General features: G+C 43.9%; 20 protein-coding genes. 3 read left to right on the top strand and 17 right to left on the bottom strand.

Annotated features, from left to right (window positions below; genetic code table 11):
* Positions 1-199 precede the first annotated feature (199 nt).
* From fusA to fkpA, 8 genes are all read right to left on the bottom strand, one after another.
* A complete protein-coding gene (gene fusA, locus ACRQQK_RS11305) occupies positions 200-2,296 on the bottom strand; it encodes an elongation factor G (RefSeq protein WP_457511469.1) in 2,097 nt (698 codons plus the stop codon).
* 168 nt (positions 2,297-2,464) lie between these two features.
* Positions 2,465-2,935 carry a 30S ribosomal protein S7 gene (rpsG, locus tag ACRQQK_RS11300; RefSeq protein WP_042490263.1) on the bottom strand — a complete coding sequence of 157 codons (471 nt, stop codon included), beginning with the start codon at positions 2,933-2,935 and terminating at the stop codon, positions 2,465-2,467.
* A 112-nt stretch (positions 2,936-3,047) separates the two neighbouring features.
* On the bottom strand, positions 3,048-3,422 hold the full coding sequence (gene rpsL / locus ACRQQK_RS11295; protein ID WP_042490261.1) for a 30S ribosomal protein S12: 375 nt from the start codon (positions 3,420-3,422) through the stop codon (positions 3,048-3,050).
* Positions 3,423-3,600: 178 nt separating this feature from the next.
* Positions 3,601-3,876, bottom strand: a complete 276-nt coding sequence (gene tusB / locus ACRQQK_RS11290) for a sulfurtransferase complex subunit TusB (RefSeq protein WP_457511466.1) — start codon at positions 3,874-3,876, stop codon at positions 3,601-3,603.
* A gap of 9 nt (positions 3,877-3,885) precedes the next feature.
* On the bottom strand, positions 3,886-4,242 hold the full coding sequence (gene tusC / locus ACRQQK_RS11285; protein ID WP_457511464.1) for a sulfurtransferase complex subunit TusC: 357 nt from the start codon (positions 4,240-4,242) through the stop codon (positions 3,886-3,888).
* Positions 4,239-4,646: a sulfurtransferase complex subunit TusD gene (gene tusD / locus ACRQQK_RS11280; protein WP_457511462.1), complete on the bottom strand. Its 408-nt coding sequence runs from the start codon at positions 4,644-4,646 to the stop codon at positions 4,239-4,241. Before tusD ends, tusC begins: the two co-directional genes overlap by 4 nt.
* Positions 4,643-5,368: a helix-turn-helix transcriptional regulator gene (locus ACRQQK_RS11275; protein ID WP_042490253.1), complete on the bottom strand. Its 726-nt coding sequence runs from the start codon at positions 5,366-5,368 to the stop codon at positions 4,643-4,645. The genes tusD and ACRQQK_RS11275 overlap by 4 nt, the downstream gene beginning before the upstream one ends.
* A gap of 174 nt (positions 5,369-5,542) precedes the next feature.
* Positions 5,543-6,319 carry an FKBP-type peptidyl-prolyl cis-trans isomerase gene (fkpA, locus tag ACRQQK_RS11270; RefSeq protein ID WP_457511460.1) on the bottom strand — a complete coding sequence of 259 codons (777 nt, stop codon included), beginning with the start codon at positions 6,317-6,319 and terminating at the stop codon, positions 5,543-5,545.
* 130 nt (positions 6,320-6,449) lie between these two features.
* On the opposite strand from fkpA, the gene ACRQQK_RS11265 reads away from it, so the two are divergent.
* On the top strand, positions 6,450-7,430 hold the full coding sequence (locus tag ACRQQK_RS11265; protein WP_457511458.1) for a WD40 repeat domain-containing protein: 981 nt from the start codon (positions 6,450-6,452) through the stop codon (positions 7,428-7,430).
* Positions 7,431-7,476: 46 nt separating this feature from the next.
* Complete coding sequence (locus ACRQQK_RS11260; RefSeq protein ID WP_457511456.1) at positions 7,477-7,704, top strand: SlyX family protein; 228 nt, start codon at positions 7,477-7,479, stop codon at positions 7,702-7,704.
* A 22-nt stretch (positions 7,705-7,726) separates the two neighbouring features.
* Here ACRQQK_RS11260 and ACRQQK_RS11255 read toward each other — a convergent pair whose 3' ends face one another.
* The 9 genes from ACRQQK_RS11255 to tsaE all read right to left on the bottom strand — a co-directional run bounded on the left by ACRQQK_RS11255 (position 7,727) and on the right by tsaE (position 17,113).
* Positions 7,727-7,912: a DUF2065 domain-containing protein gene (locus ACRQQK_RS11255; protein WP_457511454.1), complete on the bottom strand. Its 186-nt coding sequence runs from the start codon at positions 7,910-7,912 to the stop codon at positions 7,727-7,729.
* Positions 7,913-7,970: 58 nt separating this feature from the next.
* Positions 7,971-8,951: a protease modulator HflC gene (gene hflC, locus ACRQQK_RS11250; RefSeq protein ID WP_457511452.1), complete on the bottom strand. Its 981-nt coding sequence runs from the start codon at positions 8,949-8,951 to the stop codon at positions 7,971-7,973.
* 2 nt (positions 8,952-8,953) lie between these two features.
* Positions 8,954-10,156, bottom strand: coding sequence for an FtsH protease activity modulator HflK (gene hflK, locus ACRQQK_RS11245; protein WP_457511450.1), 1,203 nt, complete (start codon positions 10,154-10,156; stop codon positions 8,954-8,956).
* 45 nt (positions 10,157-10,201) lie between these two features.
* Positions 10,202-11,491, bottom strand: coding sequence for a ribosome rescue GTPase HflX (gene hflX / locus ACRQQK_RS11240; protein WP_457511448.1), 1,290 nt, complete (start codon positions 11,489-11,491; stop codon positions 10,202-10,204).
* Between the two features lie 38 nt (positions 11,492-11,529).
* Positions 11,530-11,793, bottom strand: a complete 264-nt coding sequence (hfq, locus tag ACRQQK_RS11235) for an RNA chaperone Hfq (RefSeq protein ID WP_042490235.1) — start codon at positions 11,791-11,793, stop codon at positions 11,530-11,532.
* A gap of 192 nt (positions 11,794-11,985) precedes the next feature.
* On the bottom strand, positions 11,986-12,918 hold the full coding sequence (gene miaA / locus ACRQQK_RS11230; RefSeq protein ID WP_042490234.1) for a tRNA (adenosine(37)-N6)-dimethylallyltransferase MiaA: 933 nt from the start codon (positions 12,916-12,918) through the stop codon (positions 11,986-11,988).
* Positions 12,919-12,927: 9 nt separating this feature from the next.
* A complete protein-coding gene (gene mutL, locus ACRQQK_RS11225) occupies positions 12,928-14,928 on the bottom strand; it encodes a DNA mismatch repair endonuclease MutL (RefSeq protein ID WP_457511445.1) in 2,001 nt (666 codons plus the stop codon).
* An 8-nt stretch (positions 14,929-14,936) separates the two neighbouring features.
* Positions 14,937-16,655 (bottom strand): LysM peptidoglycan-binding domain-containing protein, encoded by a 1,719-nt coding sequence (locus ACRQQK_RS11220; RefSeq protein WP_237292935.1) that lies wholly within the window; start codon positions 16,653-16,655, stop codon positions 14,937-14,939.
* Positions 16,649-17,113: a tRNA (adenosine(37)-N6)-threonylcarbamoyltransferase complex ATPase subunit type 1 TsaE gene (gene tsaE / locus ACRQQK_RS11215; protein WP_457511443.1), complete on the bottom strand. Its 465-nt coding sequence runs from the start codon at positions 17,111-17,113 to the stop codon at positions 16,649-16,651. Before tsaE ends, ACRQQK_RS11220 begins: the two co-directional genes overlap by 7 nt.
* 265 nt (positions 17,114-17,378) lie before the next feature.
* On the opposite strand from tsaE, the gene queG reads away from it, so the two are divergent.
* Complete coding sequence (queG, locus tag ACRQQK_RS11210; protein WP_457511441.1) at positions 17,379-18,491, top strand: tRNA epoxyqueuosine(34) reductase QueG; 1,113 nt, start codon at positions 17,379-17,381, stop codon at positions 18,489-18,491.
* The last annotated feature ends 667 nt before the right edge of the window (positions 18,492-19,158 follow it).

The raw sequence follows: 19,158 nt of genomic DNA, 5'->3' as shown, positions 1-19,158 counted from the left end.
TGTTTTACCGTGGTCAACGTGGCCGATAGTACCAACGTTTACGTGCGGTTTCGTACGTTCAAATTTTTCTTTAGACACGATCGTGTTCCTTCCTAGTTATGATTCACCTTAAGTCACGTACACTCAAGGCGCGCCAGAAATTGCTATTTTATGCGCCAACGCTCGTCAGCGCAATAGATTCGTTATTAATCAAATAACGTTAACCGCGTTCCGCAATAATTGCTTCTGCAATATTTTTAGGAACCTCAGAGTACTCAGCAAACTCCATAGAGTAAGAAGCACGTCCTTGGGTCGCAGAACGTAGGTCCGTTGCGTAACCAAACATCTCAGAGAGTGGCACCTTTGCATGGATAATTTTCAGACCAGCAAGGCCATCATCCATACCTTCGATCATGCCGCGACGACGGTTTAAGTCACCAACAACATCACCCATCCAATCTTCTGGAGTGGTTACTTCAACTTTCATTAGCGGTTCAAGAATAACTGGGTTTGCTTCGAGCGCACCTTTCTTGAATGCCATTGAGCCAGCGATTTTAAACGCCATCTCACTTGAGTCGACATCGTGGAATGAACCATCGAAAAGTGTAGCTTTAACATCCAATACAGGATAGCCAGCTAACACACCGTTGTTCATTTGTTCCTCGATACCTTTCGCTACCGGGCTAATGAATTCCTTAGGAATTGCACCACCAACGATCTCATCAACGAAGACAAAGCCCTGACCTACTTCAGCAGGTTCAATCTTCAGCCAAACGTGACCGTATTGACCACGACCGCCAGACTGACGAACAAATTTGCCTTCAACTTCCGATTTACCACGAATGGTTTCACGGTAAGCAACCTGAGGTTTACCCACGTTGCAGTCAACGTTGAATTCGCGTTTCATACGATCAACGATGATGTCTAAGTGAAGTTCGCCCATACCAGAGATAAGCGTTTGACCCGTTTCTTGGTCTGTTTCAACGCGGAAAGATGGGTCTTCTGCTGCTAGTTTACCTAGCGCGATTGCCATTTTCTCTTGGTCAGCTTGAGAACGAGGCTCTACGGCAATCTGAATAACAGGTTCAGGGAATTCCATACGCTCCAAAATCACTTTGTGATTTTGGTCGCACAGAGTATCACCTGTCGTTACATCTTTCAGACCAATAGCCGCAGCGATATCGCCTGCACGAACTTCTTTAACTTCTTCACGCTTGTTAGCGTGCATTTGCACGATACGACCGAAACGCTCACGCTTTTGTTTAACTGAGTTGTAAACAGCATCACCTGAATTCACAACACCAGAGTAAACGCGCATGAAGGTTAGAGAACCTACAAATGGGTCAGTCGCAATCTTAAATGCTAATGCTGAAAACGGTTCGTTGTCGTCAGCATGACGCTCAACTTCGTTGTCGTTTTCATCGATACCTTTGATTGAAGGTACGTCAATAGGTGCAGGTAGGTATTCAATCACCGCATCCAGAACCGCTTGCACACCTTTGTTTTTGAACGCACTGCCACAAGTAGCAAGCACGATTTCGTTATTCAGTGTACGTTGACGTAACGCTTGTTTGATTTCAGCTTCAGTTAACTCGCCATCATCAAGGTATTTTTCCATCAACTCTTCGCTTGCTTCAGCGGCAGTTTCAACCAAGTGGCTGCGCCATTCTTCAGCAAGTTCTTGCATATCAGCCGGAATATCTTCGTATGTGAACGTCATGCCTTGATCGGCTTCATTCCAGTTGATTGCTTTCATCTTGATAAGGTCGATAACACCTTTAAACTCTTCTTCTGCACCAATGTTTAGTTGGATTGGAACCGGAGTTGCACCAAGACGATGTTTAATTTGATCTACCACGCGTAAGAAATCTGCGCCTGCACGGTCCATTTTGTTTACAAATACAATACGTGGTACGTGGTATTTGTTTGCTTGACGCCATACAGTTTCAGACTGAGGTTCAACACCTGATGCTCCACAGAACACAACCACTGCACCATCAAGCACACGAAGTGAACGCTCTACTTCGATAGTAAAGTCAACGTGTCCAGGGGTATCAATGATGTTGATGCGATGATCTTGGAATTGTGCTTCCATACCACGCCAGAAAGTCGTAGTCGCAGCTGAAGTGATAGTGATACCACGTTCCTGCTCCTGCTCCATCCAGTCCATGGTTGCGGCACCATCGTGAACTTCGCCAATTTTGTGAGAAAGGCCAGTGTAGAACAGAATACGCTCAGTAGTGGTGGTTTTACCTGCATCTACGTGAGCACAAATACCGATGTTACGGTAGCGCTCAATAGGAGTTTTGCGAGCCACGGTTGAATCCTCTTATTAGAGATAGGGACTATTGCTATAGCTAAAAACGATTCTCAGCTAAAAAACTATCTTCGAGAAAATACTGTCCTCTAGATATAGCAATAGTTCCTAGCATAAGCATAGGAACTAAAGAAGTGCTGCAAGGAACCTTGCAGCACTGAAAAGGTATTACCAACGGTAATGAGCAAACGCTTTGTTCGCTTCAGCCATACGGTGAACGTCTTCACGTTTCTTAACAGCTGTACCTTTGTTTTCTGACGCGTCTAGCATTTCAGCAGCTAGGCGAGCAGCCATAGATTTTTCACCACGCTTGCGCGCAGCTTCAACTAACCAACGCATAGCAAGTGCGTTACGGCGAACCGGACGTACTTCTACTGGTACTTGGTAAGTTGAACCACCAACACGGCGAGACTTAACTTCTACCGCTGGGCGTACATTTTCAAGAGCTTCTTCAAATACAGCTAAGTGATCTTTACCAGATTTCTCAGCCATAGTGTCTAGTGCAGTGTAAACAATTTTTTCTGCAGTAGATTTTTTACCGTCAACCATAAGGATGTTAACGAATTTTGCCAGCAGTTCTGATTTGAACTTTGGATCTGGAAGGATCTTACGCTGACCAATAACGCGACGACGTGGCATGGATTTTCTCCGTTGTCTTCTTCAGGTTTTATCCAAAACTTTTCAGTTTTATCAAAAAATACAAATTAATTTAGTGTTTGGCCTTACTTAACGCTTTCTTTACAGAGAAAAATTAAGACTTAGGACGCTTCACACCGTACTTAGAACGAGCCTGTTTACGGTCGTTCACGCCAGCACAGTCAAGTGCACCGCGAACAGTGTGGTAACGCACACCTGGAAGGTCTTTAACACGACCACCACGGATTAGAACAACTGAGTGCTCTTGAAGGTTGTGACCTTCACCGCCGATGTACGAAGTCACTTCGAAGCCGTTTGTTAGACGTACACGACAAACTTTACGAAGTGCTGAGTTAGGTTTTTTAGGTGTAGTAGTGTAAACACGAGTACATACACCACGTTTTTGTGGGCACGCTTCTAGTGCAGGCACGTTGCTTTTAACAACTTGCTTTACACGAGGCTTACGTACCAACTGGTTAATAGTTGCCATTAACTAGCTCCTGATTTGCTGAAATTAGCTTTGTGAAAAATCTATCCCTACTTACAATGCGTAAATAGGGACGCAAAATTCTATGCAGCAGTGGGATGTGTGTCAAGAAATATACAGATCTTTTTTTAGCCCATTACTGAGGATAAAAATGAACGAAATTTGATAAAGAGATGAATAATTACCAAGATATTGATTTTGCATGGTTTACTGTCAGATCAACAAACTCGAATTTATTGATGATTTGAATGTTTTCTGCCGTCTTTTTCGACCACCCTCTCGCCAGAAGATCCTCTTCCAAAACAAATACCAGATTCGTCTGTGCAATTTGCTTGAAATACTCAGAATGTTTACTGGTTGCGTAAACGGCATTTTCCACCAGCAATAACGCATCTTCTTGTCGCAGATAACGAGACACAAGCTTCAGTTTTTCCAAAGATTTTACGATATGTAACACGCGAGCCCCTTAGAAAGTTAAAAGTTGGTCGAACTCATTCCATTGAGCTGCGATTTGCTGTGAGGACAGAACTTCTCCCTCAATAACCAAGTCACTCGGGTCAATCCCCCAGTCTTGTAGGCTTTGAGAGCAAATATAACGCTGATCAATATCATATAAATCAAGCAGTTTAAAAGCGCTAATGTAATCGCGACTCAATATTTGAGACGGTTCCTGATCCTTGAGGAGCTGCAGAACCCCTTCTCCGACGAAAAAAATGGCCAAATCTTCTGAATAGGCAGACGCGGCTAAAATAGCGTCTAACCCTTCACGAGCGGAAGAGGTAGCATGAGGAGGAGTATGAAAAATAAAGGCGACTTTTTTCAAAACTGAATCACTCTGTCCTGACTAAGCAACGCTTCGGCTAGACTACCCAGCCCAGATTGCTCAAAGTGCTCTGCAAGGTTATCTGAAGGTAATTGATGCTGACTCGCTTCATCTTTGCCAATCACACCACGACGCAACGCTGCAGCCACACACGTTTCCAAACGAACCTGATGTTTAGTCGCCAGCGATTGCCAAGCTTTCACCAAATCAAACTCATCGTTGGCAGGAACCGTCAGTGATGACGCATTTAATACACCGTCTTGATAGAAAAAGACACTTTCTAGCTGGTGTCCTTTTTCTATCAATGCCTCAGCAAAAAAATAAGCGTTACGCGCCGATTGAGTTCCGTATACAGACCCATTGACCACTAAGGTATAAGTTAACGAAGTGTGGTTCGAACTCACGCTTCATCATCCTCTGTTTTACGCTGACGGATATACAGATAAACAGTGTGCTTAGAAATATTCAGACGATCCGCAACGCGGTTAATCGCATCTTTAATATCGAAGATACCTTTGTCGAACAGCGCCATAACGATCTGACGGTTCTTAGTGTTATTCGACACGGTTTTATCCGTGTTGATTTCTTCAATCGTGCGTTCAACAGTTTGGTCCACCAGCTCTTCGACATCGCTCGCGAAGTTAACTGAAGATGCAGCATCTTGCGCTTCTTGAGTTGGCATAAACGATTGAAGAACTTGAGAGAATGGAGCATCAAGGTTGACGTTAATACACAGCAAACCAATAACACGATTCTCACCATTACGAATGGCAACTGTAATGGATTTCATCAATACGCCACCCTTAGCACGGGTAAAGTAAGAACGAGAGAAGTTGCGTTCTGAACCTTCGATATCTCTCAACATCTTAAGTGCAAGGTCGGTGATCGGTGAGCCGACTTGTCGACCTGTGTTTTCACCATTGGCGATTTTAATTGCAGAGGTATTTAAATCTTCTAATGAGTGCAAAACAATCTCACAAAAAGGACCAATCAAGCTGGCGATACCATCTACAACAGCTTCATAAGAGCGCAAAATCACCTTGTCGTGCTCAGTGAATGGTTTCACGTGCACGGATTCCATTTCGAGCAGCATGTCTGCATTATTAAATGTTTCTGTTGTTGTCACTGTACTTTGACCTTAAAACGCAAAATCAACAAATTGTTGTAAGTCTATCAGAAAATTTTATTTGAATGCTTAGCTATATCACTAACAAGTGATTTGAAACAAATTATGTGGTGAAGCTCACTGAAAGAAAAAAGGCCTGAACCAGTCAGACCTTTCTTACAAACTAACAATTACTTATTGAGCAGCGGTTTCACCGTTGTCAATTTTTAGCAGTTCAACTTCGAATACTAGCGTTGAGTTAGCAGGAATCGTTGGTGTATCTTGCTCACCATATGCTAGCTCTGGCGGGATAACAAACTTGAATTTTGAACCAACAGGCATCAACTGAACACCTTCTGTCCAACCCGGAATAACTCGGTTTAGAGGGAATGTTGCTGGCTCACCACGATCGTATGAACTGTCGAACTGAGTACCGTCAGTCAAAGTACCTTTGTAGTGCACTTGAACAGTATCAGTTTCTTTTGGCTGTTCACCTTCTGCCGGTGTGATCACTTGGTAAAGTAGCCCAGATTCAGTCTTCTTCACACCTTCTTGAGCTTCAAACTCAGAGCGGAACTTATCGCCAGCTTCTTTGCTTGCTGCTGCTTTCTCAGCCGCTTTCGCTTGCATGGTTTCAGCCACACGTTTGTCCAACGCTTCTAGTGCCGCGCGAGTATCTTCTTCAGTAAGTTCTGCTTTGCCAGCAAAAACGTGTTCAATACCTTGAAGTACAAGATCTTTGTTTAGTTCGATACCAATTTCACGAGGCTTGTCTAAGCTGGTGTTTAGGTAGTTAGCGAAAGAAACACCAATAGCGTATGCCGCTTTATCATCGTCCGTTTTAAAAGTGACTGCCTGTGATTGCTCTTGTGCTGCCGGGGTCGCTTCCGTTTTCGGTGCTTCATCTTTCTGGCAGCCGACTGCAAGAATGACTGTTGCAGCTAGCAGTGACACTTTAAATAGTGATTTCATTAAATTCTCCAATTTGTTGGCAAAGCTTTTGTTATCATGCACAAAAACAGTTATCTAACTGGTGCATAACAAAAAGTTGTACCAATATAGCGGTATGTTTTGAGATTGTCTCTACGGATAATTAGACCTAATGCGGATAATTTACCATCTCACACTCTGTTTTACTGTCATCGTTACGTTAAACGGCTGCTTTTTCTCTGGAAAAGAGCTAGAGCGCTGGGATTTAGAACCTAATGGTTCTGCCAGCTTCGGCTTAAGTCGTGATGGCCGATTTGCTCTTATCTATTCTCAAGAACACCAATTGGTTCTCTGGGATTTAAACTCTCGCGAGCAACTCGCGGAGCTCGGCGCTCAGGATCCACAGCAAAACACCGTATCACGTATTCGAATTTCGGATAACGGACAATTTGCCGTTACAGCAAGCCAAATTAACTTTGCCGTTTGGAATCTCGCTTGGTCACAAGCAAAAGGGCTGTGGTCCATATCCGATGGATTAATCCGTGATATTGATATCAGTAGCGATGGTCAACAAGTCTTACTCGGTCTGTCTAATGGCAAAGCCATCTACGTCGATTTAGTCAGCGGAAGACGGATGGAGTTCCTCGCACACCAAGAAAAAGTCAATTCTGTCGCTCTTTCACCGAACGGACGCTATGCCCTCACCGGGGGCAATGACTATAAAGCATACTTTTGGGACACGAAAACAGGACAAATCATCCACACCTTTGAACATCAACAAAGAGTCAATCGAGTTGCGCTGCAACGTGATGGTAAATTCGCTTTTACTTCTGATGGTGGAGATGAATCTTTTATCTGGCAACTACCAAGTGGAACTCAGCAGACACAGTTACACAGCTTTTCTCGCCAATTAATATTTTCTACTGCCCGTTTTTCTGATGACGGAACTTTGTTAGTCACAGGAACCCCATCAAGCCGAATAGAAGTTTGGGATAGTAAAACCGGCGATAAACTAGATAGCTTTGAAGCTGAACCGAGAAAAGATGCCCGCCCTCCGCGAGCAGTAGTGTATGATGCCGCTTTCGATTCAAAGCAGCGAATCGTATCAGGTACCTCCGCGGGGATAGCACAAGCTTGGCAGATGAGTAATTAAACCTGTAGAACGAACGACTGTAGACCATGACGATATGGGTATTACGATGACAGAACAACACACAGTACAGTTACAGCAACGTATTGATGATTTGGAATGCAAAGTCGCGTTTCAAGAACAGACGATTGATGAGCTAAACGAAGCTCTTGCTCAGCAACAGTTGTTGATCAACAAAATGAAAGATCAAATGAAGTATGTTGTTGGGAAAATGAAAAACATGGAGACGTCAAATATGGCGGACCCAGGCAAAGAACCACCACCACCACATTACTAACACTCTTTGATAAACGTGGGTTTTAAGCAAAGTAATAAGCGATAACGGTACCTGCTACCACTAAACATCCACCAAGGCGGCGAAGTTGATTATCTGGTTGTTCGCTGAGTTGAGCGACCATTTGTCGCCAGCCATTGGGGGCAATTAAAGGACCAAGTCCTTCTACCACCAGCACAAGTCCCAGTGCCATCCAAAGTGAATTCGACATTATTTGTCCCCATAAAGAAAGGCTCCCAAAGGAGCCTTTTTAGTCAAACTTAAATGCGTTATTTAGTAACCGCGCCTTTTGCATCATTCATGTACTGGAAGAAGTCGCTCTTAGGATCCAACACTAGAATGTCGCCTTTATTGCTGAAAGATTTCTCATAAGCTTTTAGCGAACGCACGAAACTGAAGAACTCAGGATCTTTGTTATACGCTTCAGAGTAAATTTTCGCAGCTTTTGCGTCTGCTTCACCGCGAGTAACACGCGCTGTTTTATCAGCTTCGGCTAGAATAGTCGCCACTTCAAGTTCAGCTTGAGCACGGATAACTTCCGCTTTCTCACGACCTTGAGAACGGTGTTTACGAGCAACAGATTCACGTTCTGCTCGCATACGACGATAGATAGATTCACTGATTTCGTCAGGTAAGTTAATTTTCTTCATACGGAAGTCAACCACTTCAACACCTAAGTCTTTCATCGCACTCTTACGAGTATCGTTAAGCACGTTTTCCATGATCTGATCACGCTGACCATCAATTTCTAACGCTTGCTTCGCCGCTTCAGTTGTCACAACTTCAGCATCTGCACTATCTGGTAATACATCTTTGTTGCGAGGACCAGAAACGATCTGCTTAATTTCACGCGAACCGATTTCAGAACGTAGTACGTCAGTGACTTTACGCTCAAGTAGCGCTTCAGCAGTCAGGGCATTACCGCCACCTGTTGCTAAGTAGTATTGACCGAAGTCTTTGATACGCCACTTAACATAAGTATCGATAATTACGTCTTTTTTCTCTGACGTTACGAAACGGTCAGAACGGCCATCCATCGTTTGAATACGTGCATCTAAAGATTTCACACGGTCAAACAAAGGCATTTTCATGTGTAGGCCAGGTTCGTAAATTTTCGCCGCATCGTTCGCATCTTTCATTACTCGGCCAAAGCGAATAACAAAGCCGCGCTCCCCTTCCGGGATAACGAATACTGACATCAACAACAAAGCAAGAACAACAACCACAACAGGGATCATTAACTTACGCATAATTAGTATCTCCCTTGACGTGAAGTAGTTGAACGATTTTGAGCATCGGTCTCGCTATCTGTAGCTGTGCGTTGAGACTCTAACTCAATGTGATCATAAGTCGCTGAAGACTTGTCTGAACGTTTGGTTGGCGTTGCTTGCTGACCAACTAACTTATCCATTGGCAAGTAAAGCAAATTACCGCTTGATTCAGAGTCAATCAGCACTTTAGATGTATTGCTGTACACTTCTTCCATCGTGTCTAGATACATACGGTTACGTGTAACTTCAGGTGCCGCTTTGTACTCAGGTAGAAGTTTCTCAAACTGAGCAACTTGACCCAATGATTCGTTAACCACTCGCTCACTATACCCCAATGCTTCTTTTTTCAGACGTTCAGCACGACCAGTCGCTTTAGGAAGAATTTCGTTTTTGTAAGCTTCTGCTTCACGAATGAAACGCTCTTCATCCTCACGAGCCGCGATCGCATCGTCAAAGGCATCTTTAACTTGCTCTGGCGGACGCGCAGACTGGAAGTTTACGTCAACAATCATTAAGCCCATATCGTAGCTATCAATGACTTGATTTAGAGTCTCTTGAGTACTTTGACGAATTTGTTGGCGGCCACTTGTCAGGATGCTATCCATCAGTGAGTCACCAATAACCGCACGCAGCGCTGAATCTGTTGCTTGGCGTAAGCTGTCGTCAGCATTGGTCACACGGTATAAATACTTGAACGGATCAGCAACACGGTATTGAACATCCATTGCTACCGTCACAACGTTCTCATCTTTAGTCAACATAAGACCTGATGCACGCATTGAACGGATTGCCTGAATGTTTACTGGTGTAACTTCATCAATAAAGCGAGGACGCCAGTTAAGACCTGGGTCAACAATACGGTCGTATTTACCTAATCGTAAAACCACACCGCGCTCAGCTTCGCTGATGGTATAGAAACCAGCAAAGAACCAGATAGCAATAGCGATAACAGCGATAACACCAAAACCAATGGCACCACCACCAGAGAAAGAAGGCCCTTTACCGCTTCCACCTTTGTTACCAAATTTTCCGCCCAGTTTTTGACTCAGCTTGTTAAACACTTCGTCCAAATCTGGCGGACCTTGCTCACGGCCGCCTTTGTCACCGCGATTATTGTTATTACCCCAAGGGTCATTATCGCGGCCATTGTTGCCGTTGTTATTTCCGGGCTCATTCCACGCCATTAGAAAGCTCCATCATTTGATATGACGTTATACTTTAGCAGTCCTTTAAGTAACTATAAAGTCACGTAAAACTGCCTCTTCTCTTTTTTCTAGTCTAGACCAATCTACTTGCTGCATACGAATTGATATCAACAAATTGCCATCAGAATCATACTCTTCGTCTTGAATGCACTTCATTTGGAAGAAAGTACTGCGAATTCTGCCTTGATGTTGTGGCGGAACACACAATCTGTATTCAACTATTTGGCTAGCCAGACGCTCTGTCAGAGCTTGGAATAGCAGATCAATGCCTAAACCATCCATCGCCGAAATCCATACAGTTCTCGGCAAACCTTCATCATCTCTTTCAATGCGAGGTTCTTGAACGTCTAGATTGTCAATCTTGTTCATGACTAGCAGGGTTGGCACTTCGTTCGCGTCAATCTCCTGTAACACATCATTTACAGCTTGAATATTCTCACGAAAACGCTCATCGCTGGCATCAACAACATGTAACAAAATGTCAGCTTCTTGCGTTTCTTGTAACGTCGCCTTAAATGCCGCTACCAAATCATGCGGTAGATGACGAATAAACCCTACGGTATCAGCCAAAATTGCAGGGCCAACATCCTTGAGTTCAATTTTTCTCAGCGTAGGATCGAGCGTTGCAAACAATTGGTCTGCAGCGTATACCCCAGCTTCAGTGATTTTGTTAAATAGGGTCGATTTACCCGCGTTGGTATAACCAACCAATGACACCGTAGGTATCTCTGCACGGGTTCTAGCACGCCTACCTTGCTCACGCTGCTTAGCTACTCGATCTAAGCGGCGCAAAATCGCTTTAATACGTTCACGCAGTAAACGTCTGTCGGTCTCTAACTGAGTTTCACCCGGTCCACGTAAACCGATACCACCTTTCTGACGCTCCAAGTGAGTCCAACCACGAATCAAACGAGTCGAAATGTGACGTAACTGAGCTAACTCAACTTGCAACTTACCTTCATGGGTACGAGCGCGTTGAGCAAAGATATCGAGGATCAAACCTGTTCTGTCTATGACACGACACTGGCAAAGATGTTCGAGGTTACGTTCTTGGGCAGGAGAAAGAGAATGGTTAAAGATCACGACATCTGCTTCTGTCGCTTGAACCGCTTGTGCGATCTCTTGGGCTTTACCTTCACCAACATAATATTTAGGGTGAGGAGATTGACGACTTCCTGTTACAACTTGAAGTGTCTCTACTCCTGCAGAAGATACCAGCATTTGACACTCGCTGAGATCTTCCCATTCACCCTGTTGCGTGAAGTTGATATGAACAAGTACGGCTCGCTCACCGGCTTCATAACGGTCAAACAAGCTATCAACTCCTTAATAAATATAGCTTTATATTATTATTAATCTTCTGATTTCTCTGAAGGACGATCTGAAGGAGAACGCTCTGCAGTGTGGTGACTTACCGGACGAGCAGGTACCACAGTAGAAATAGCATGCTTATAAACCATTTGGTTAACTGTGTTCTTCAGTAGGATCACAAATTGATCGAAAGACTCAATTTGGCCTTGTAGCTTAATGCCGTTAACCAGATAGATAGACACTGGAATACGCTCGCGACGTAATGCATTTAAGAATGGGTCTTGTAGAGATTGCCCCTTAGCCATTTTATTTTCCTTATTTGTATTTTGTTGTAGTTATTTAGCTAGCGGTGCACTAAAAGTCTGTGCAGACCATGCCTATGAGCTAAATGAATAAAACCCCGTTGTTACTAGATATGGTGATAAAAACACCAAAAACAAGTAACGATCCCTGACAGGGTAAATTACGCAAAAGCGATCACATTATACACAGCGAATTCAATCTAACGCTATGGCATTTGAAACTGTTTCGAATGCAAGATCAATGTTTTCACTATCTAACCAAGTTAGATCATCCCAGCTGCGCAACCAAGTGATCTGGCGCTTGGCCAATTGACGGGTTGCACAGACTCCACGAAAGATCGCTTCATCTAAAGTACAGTTCCCATCTAAATAGTCCCACATCTGTCTGTAGCCAACACATCGAATCGACGGCAGATCAGGATGAAGATCTTTTCGAGCATAGAGTGCTTTCATTTCATCTTCAAATCCGTTCTCAACCATTTTTTCGAATCTTAACTCAATTCGACGATGGAGCTCTGCCCTTTCCTTGGGTGCTATTGCAAACTGCTTAACTCGAAATGGAAGTGGTTCTCCTTTCGTTTTAGTCAGCTCAGTTAGAGTTTTACCTGAAATTCGATAAACTTCCAATGCCCGTGACAATCTTTGTGGATCATTTGGGTGGATTCTCTCAGCAGAAACCGGATCGATCGCTTTTAACTGGTCATGCAAAGCATCCCAACCCAGTTCGATCGCTTCTTTTTCAATCTGTTGCCTAATTTCTGGATCCGCCGCCGGAAGTGGCGATAACCCTTCCAACAGCGCTTTGTAGTAAAGCATTGTGCCGCCAACCAGCAATGGGATCTTCCCCTCGGCAACGATGTCGTTCATTTCTTTTAGTGCATCGCGTCTAAAATCCGCAGCAGAATAAGATTCACTCGGATCCAAAATATCAATTAAGCGATGCGGAGCAAGTTCTTGCTCGCGAGCGTCAGGCTTCGCTGTACCAATATCCATACCTTTATAAATCAAAGCCGAATCGACACTGATGATTTCAATCGGGTACTTTTGGCGCAGGCGTATTGCCAGCTCTGTTTTGCCCGATGCGGTTGGCCCCATAAGAAACAGAGCTAAAGGTAATTGTTTGGTCATGAGTTTTGCTTAAATATTTAATGCTTGGATAGTCGCTGTAAAATCGACAGGCTTAACAAAATGTGCATCATGCAAAGGCAACTTGCCTTGCCATAACTGCTCTAATTCAGCAATCAACTGAATCGCTTCAGACAAAGTGTAGCTGGATTTGTTCACTGTCACATGATCACTTAACCACTGGGCGAGCACTTGAGTATCAAGCTCACCTTCAGACTGCGCTATGTTCGAAGCGGCGTAAGATAACAGATCTTGAACTAAATTTTGTAAGTTTTGCTGGCGCAATGGTTGAGGCACTCCCATCAACATGACGCTTTGTGCTGAGCGACGCTGAAACTCAATACCAAACCTAGCAAACACAGCCTGATAATGCTCTATGGCTGAAACTTCTTGTGACGATATTTTCAGTGATAACGGGACGAGCAGCGGCTGGCTTTTTAACGCTCCTTGCTCAACATTCAGTTGCCCAAGCACTTTGAACCATTCCGCTTTGTGCAGTGAGAGCAGAACACAACCACTAGGGGAGTTCATCAGTAAATATCGTTCTTGAATAATAGAGATCGCTTTGCCCAGTTGCTCAATGAGCACGGGTTCTAGAGAAGCTTGTGAAGAACTTGTTTTTTCAAGTTCGTGGTTATCCACGTTGTTTACCAGTACGGTTGCAGGCTTTTCAGTATGCTCAGGTGTTTTCATTAACTCCTGATAGACATAGACCTCAGCTTTGCTCGGCGGTTTAGAAACCATTCTCTCCTGAGGCGATTTACTCTTCGCTCTGTCGGATACCATCCACTCACTACTTTGCGCATTTTCTCGCACCTGATAGGAATCGTTTTGTGGTGAATAACTCCGCTCTGAACTCGCCTTTCTTGGATAGGCAGGTGAATTTTCGACGGCTTGCCTAGCTCTTTCTGCAGCCTCTTCAGACCGCTTGACGGGTTCTTGAGTATCTTGCGTATGATTCCATTCGTCAGGAGAGTGGAACGCTCCCTCATTAATGCTTGGAGCATCAATATGTTGGCTCTCTGCCAACGCGCTGCTTAACGCTTGATAAATAAAATCATGCACCAAACGAGCTTGATGGAATCGCACTTCGTGTTTGGCTGGATGGACATTGACATCCACCTGATGAGGATCGATTTCGATATAAAGCACATAAGTAGCGAATTGATCCGCGCGCAAACTACTTTCATAACTTTGACGAATAGCATGATTGATCAACTTATCGCGCATCATGCGACCGTTGACATAGCAATACTGAATATCGCTTTGCTGACGTGCTCCTTCTGGCGTCGTGATCCAACCATGCAAATGCAAGCCCTGATGCTCAAGCTCAATCTTCAGCATTGAACGAACAAAGGCACTACCACAAACTGCTGCGATGCGCTTTTCCGCCTGAACTTCTGTTTTGGCGGCTCGGTACTGACGCACCATTTTCCCGTTGTGTCGCAGGTTGAATGTCACATCAAAACGACTCAATGCAATACGCTTTAGAAGTTCATCAATATGAGTAAATTCGGTTTTCTCAGTACGCAGAAATTTACGGCGAGCAGGAGTGTTGAAGAACAAATCAAGAACTTCAACCGTGGAACCTATGGGATGCGCTGCTGGTTGAAGCTTGACTTCCATCTCGCGCCCTTCGCTATAAGCGGACCAAGCTTCTTCTTGAGTAGCAGGACGTGAAGTCAGCGTTAAACGAGATACAGAGCTTATACTCGCCAGAGCTTCGCCTCGGAACCCGAGGCTAATAATGGCTTCAAGATCATCCAAAGTATGGATTTTTGATGTCGCATGGCGACTCAGCGCCAAACCTAGTTCCTCTTTTGCTATTCCACAACCGTTATCACGGATACGAATAAGCTTAGCGCCACCCTTCTCGATATCGATATCGATTCGTGTAGCGCCAGAGTCTAAACTGTTTTCCACCAGTTCTTTTACTACTGATGCAGGTCTTTCCACTACCTCGCCCGCAGCGATCTGGTTTGCTAAACGGGCAGGTAATATTTGGATGGTCATAATCTTGATTACTTGTTTGGAATAATTAGCACTTGTCCGACGGCGAGCTGATCGGAGCGTAAATTGTTCGCTTTTCTGACACTATCAACATCGACGCCATACTGGCTAGATATCTTGCCTAAGTATTCGCCTCTTTTCACTGTATGTTTGCGTAAAGGCTTATCTTTAAGGCTCACCGTAATTCTCAATTTCTGCCCTAGTTTAAGAGTGTCAGATTTTAAACTGTTCTCACGCTTAATCTCAGCCACAGAAACTTTATAAGTGCTGGCGATCTTACCCAAGTAATCACCTTTCGCGACCGTGTGGGTAATCGTTTCGGTTTCTACCGGATTGCTCACGACAGGAACCGGAATCGGGCTTGAAATGCCACCCGGAATAGTGATGACTTGGCCAACCGATAAACTGTTACTGGTTAATTTATTGGTTCGTTTAATCGCTTCAATGCTCGTGCCGTATTTGTGGGCAATAGCAGAGAGTGAATCGCCTCGCTGCACTTTGTATTTCTGAGTTTTATTGCGATTCGCGAAAAGTGTCCCTTCTGGGGGATTCTCTTCAAAATATTGAGTTATCGCCTTTGCAAGTGCACGAGCCAGTTTGTCTTGATGACTACGTTGGAAAAGTAACTGCTCTTCAGTAGGGTTAGAAATAAACCCAGTTTCCACAAGAACTGAAGGAATATCCGGTGATTTCAGAACAGCAAGACTGGCATTGACCGGATCAGCTTTATGTAAGTGAGCCACTTTACCCATTTCGCTCAGGATGTTAGTAGCAACCTTGTAGCCTTCTTTTTGCGAATGGCTAAACTGTAAATCCAATAAGGTTTGGCTTACGTTTCGGTCACTGTTGTTCTTGGCTAATACCTGCCCAGCACCACCAAGCAACTCGGATTGCTGCTCATGATTCTCAACCCAACGAGCAATTTCTGTATTCGCACGACGAGTATTGAGAACGAACACAGAAGCTCCCCTAGGTTTCGGCGAACTGAATGCGTCAGCGTGAATCGAAACCAACAAATGAGCTTTATTCTTACGAGCAATTTCTGAACGTTTATTGAGGTTAACGAAGTAATCTCCGCGACGGGTGAGAACACCTTTAATTCCCGGAACTGCATCCAACTGGTCAACTAACTTCTTTGAGATACTCAGTGTGGCATTCTTTTCGTATTTGCGAGTGGGACCAATTGAACCGGGGTCTTCACCACCATGTCCAGCGTCAATAGCAACGACAATATTGGCATTGCCATAAAATTGAGAGGCATCTCTGCTCACCTGAGTCGGAGAACCAGAGCTCGAACCGCCTTGTGAAGAGGCATCATCATGAGGCAAGTCAACGACCAGACGGTGCCCATATTGTCCACCGGGAGTCGGCGCTAATGTGAATAGTTTGGCTGGGGATTTTTTCTTTAACTCAAACACCAGACGGTAAGTTCCCTTGTCCGGAGGAGAGCTGGCACGAATCTTCGTCAGTACATCACTATCCGTTACCTTCATCGGTAACTTGGATTTGGATGAGGTATTTTTAAGATCAATCACTAGCCTTTCGGGGCTAGTCAGAGTGAAATAGGTAAAACTCACTTCCGATTGTACATCTATCACTACTCGAGTTTCGTCTGGAGAGGGCCAAACACGAACCCCCTCTAGAACATTGGCACTCGCATTAGAAGTGATGAATGCTATCGCTAAAGTGAAAAAAACTACAAAAAGGCGCAGGCGCGATCCTATCAACATAACTCCAACTGACTCAGTAACGTACGTCCATAATCGTTATTGGCTGTCAGCAACGCTTGACGTTGTTCACCATCGTAACGAATTTCGATATCTATATCCGATGTCGGCAATAGTCCTTGGCCTTTCTCTGGCCACTCCACCAAACAAATTGCATCGGCTGTAAAATAGTCGCGGATCCCCATGAATTCTAATTCTTCAGGATCAGCTAAACGGTAAAGGTCAAAGTGATAAACCTGCCAATCGGCTAATTGATAAGGCTCAACCAGTGTATATGTTGGGCTTTTCACATTACCTTGATGACCTAAAGCACGAATAAAACCACGACTAAAAGTTGTTTTTCCAGCACCAAGATCTCCGTGCAAATAGAGGGTCGTTTGCTGAGTACACAACTTTGATAATGCTGTGCCAAGTTTTACCGTCTCTTGCTCATCTTTTAAAATAAACGTCTTAGTGCTCATTCAATACTTTCTCAAATTCATCTCAGGATCGTTAGATCCCAATGACTATATAAAAACCAATAGAAACCGAATAGTAAACTGGTATCGAATTGAGAGACAAGATCTCTTGTGTAAGCAAACAGAAAAATGTCTGTATAAACTCGCTAAATAACCTCAAGATCCTATCTTTTTACCTTGAGTAGTTCTAGTTTGAGCTAGATCCACATGGTGAGATCCGTTAAGATCCGCTCCCTTTTAGGCTAATAATCCTAGTAAATACTTCGCCATGAACTATCAAGCACTCGCTGATCAAATAAAACAATGGGCTACTGAACTCGGTTTCGAAAAAGTAGGCATCTGCGATATTGATCTTCATGAGCACGAAGCGGCTCTGCAAACATGGTTAGATGCCGGATATCATGGCGAGATGGACTGGATGGCAAGGCACGGGATGATGCGTGCTCGTCCAACAGAACTTTTGCCCGGCACAATCCGAGTCATCAGTGCACGGATGAACTACCTGCCTCCGAAAGCCCAATTCGCTTCGAATTTGTCCGATCCGACTCAAGCTTACATAAGCCGATATGCTCTTGGACGTGACTATCACAAATTAGTTCGCAACCAATTGAAAAAACTCGGTGAAAAGATAGAAAAGGAAGTCGAAAAGTTAAGTTATCGTCCTTTTGTCGACTCTGCACCAATTCTAGAGCGTCCTCTTGCTCAAAAAGCAGGATTGGGTTGGACAGGTAAGCATTCGCTTATTCTCGACAAAGACGCTGGGTCTTGGTTTTTCCTTGGTGAACTATTGGTAGATATTCCTCTACCCGTGGATACACCGTCGGAAAATGAATGTGGCAAATGCAAAGCCTGTATCACCTCTTGCCCAACGGGTGCAATTATCGCTGATGGTATTGTCGACGCAAGAAAGTGCATTTCCTATCTCACCATAGAGTTCGACGGTATTATTCCTGAAGAATTTCGTACAGCGATGGGAAATCGTATTTATGGGTGTGACGACTGTCAGCTCGTTTGCCCTTGGAATCGCTTTTCCGATCTCACGCTGCAAAAAGACTTTCATCGCAGAGAATCTTTTGAATCACCAGACTTATTGAGCTTGTTCGAATGGGATGAGAAAACATTCCTGCAAAAAATGGAAGGCTCTGCGATTCGAAGAATTGGTCATCTGCAATGGCAGAGAAACATAGCCATTGCACTAGGCAATGCTCCCTATTCGGAAAAAATTGTTTCTGCTTTGGAAAATGCTAAAGGCCAATCAGATACTTTAGATGTGCACTTAAATTGGGCTATTGAAAAACAATTGGCGAATCTGCCAAGCTCCGTCACGAGCCATCAAAGGCTAATTCGTATTATCGAGAAAGGTCTTCCGAGAGACGCCTAGTGAGCCAATAAACCATCCGATTACGCACAATTAATAAGCATATTCTTTGATACGCTTCTCAAAATGCACCAATGTGGAAAAAATTTTAAAGATGCGTCTATTTTTATATTTGAGAAAAGTTAGTCACATTAGCAGGAAATGATTAGGATCAATGAAAATACAGTTAATGATCGTTTTTTAACTATCAACACTAACACCAATAAAGCAGTATTTTTATTAAAATCATACAGTTAAGCAGAAGTCCAATTATTCACTCAATCTCTATTACCGCAAAAGATCCTACTAGCTCAAGTATTTCTTCTTGTAAAAAACAAATTATACACTGAGTTATCCACATGCAAAATTTGTGGATAAGTCTGTTAATGAACAGTATAAAGAATGCCTGAACACACAGTATCAAAGGGATAAAGAGGCAAGTTTATGATTTGCTTTTATCTGGAGGTATTCTGCCTATAGAAATAGGAGAATGTCTTATTAGGGGGCTTATGCTTCACAGCATTATAGAAAGAGCATTGGCAGATTGCCAAATAATTGCAGTATTAAAAGAAAAAAAATCTGCGAACAAGCGCAGTTTACTTTTAATATTTTGAAATTGGTTGCGGGGGCCGGATTTGAACCGACGACCTTCGGGTTATGAGCCCGACGAGCTACCAAGCTGCTCCACCCC

The organism is Vibrio sp. C8 (assembly GCF_054051265.1).
This window is presented reverse-complemented; position numbering and strand designations above follow the sequence as displayed.

Coding starts and splice junctions, on each gene's coding strand:
- rpsG (WP_042490263.1), bottom strand. CDS start 2,935: ATGCCACGTCGTCGCGTTATTGGTCAGCGTAAGATCCTTCCAGATCCA.
- rpsL (WP_042490261.1), bottom strand. CDS start 3,422: ATGGCAACTATTAACCAGTTGGTACGTAAGCCTCGTGTAAAGCAAGTT.
- fkpA (WP_457511460.1), bottom strand. CDS start 6,319: ATGAAATCACTATTTAAAGTGTCACTGCTAGCTGCAACAGTCATTCTT.
- ACRQQK_RS11265 (WP_457511458.1), top strand. CDS start 6,450: ATGCGGATAATTTACCATCTCACACTCTGTTTTACTGTCATCGTTACG.
- ACRQQK_RS11260 (WP_457511456.1), top strand. CDS start 7,477: ATGACAGAACAACACACAGTACAGTTACAGCAACGTATTGATGATTTG.
- ACRQQK_RS11255 (WP_457511454.1), bottom strand. CDS start 7,912: ATGTCGAATTCACTTTGGATGGCACTGGGACTTGTGCTGGTGGTAGAA.
- hflC (WP_457511452.1), bottom strand. CDS start 8,951: ATGCGTAAGTTAATGATCCCTGTTGTGGTTGTTGTTCTTGCTTTGTTG.
- hflK (WP_457511450.1), bottom strand. CDS start 10,156: ATGGCGTGGAATGAGCCCGGAAATAACAACGGCAACAATGGCCGCGAT.
- hfq (WP_042490235.1), bottom strand. CDS start 11,793: ATGGCTAAGGGGCAATCTCTACAAGACCCATTCTTAAATGCATTACGT.
- miaA (WP_042490234.1), bottom strand. CDS start 12,918: ATGACCAAACAATTACCTTTAGCTCTGTTTCTTATGGGGCCAACCGCA.
- mutL (WP_457511445.1), bottom strand. CDS start 14,928: ATGACCATCCAAATATTACCTGCCCGTTTAGCAAACCAGATCGCTGCG.
- ACRQQK_RS11220 (WP_237292935.1), bottom strand. CDS start 16,655: ATGTTGATAGGATCGCGCCTGCGCCTTTTTGTAGTTTTTTTCACTTTA.
- tsaE (WP_457511443.1), bottom strand. CDS start 17,113: ATGAGCACTAAGACGTTTATTTTAAAAGATGAGCAAGAGACGGTAAAA.
- queG (WP_457511441.1), top strand. CDS start 17,379: ATGAACTATCAAGCACTCGCTGATCAAATAAAACAATGGGCTACTGAA.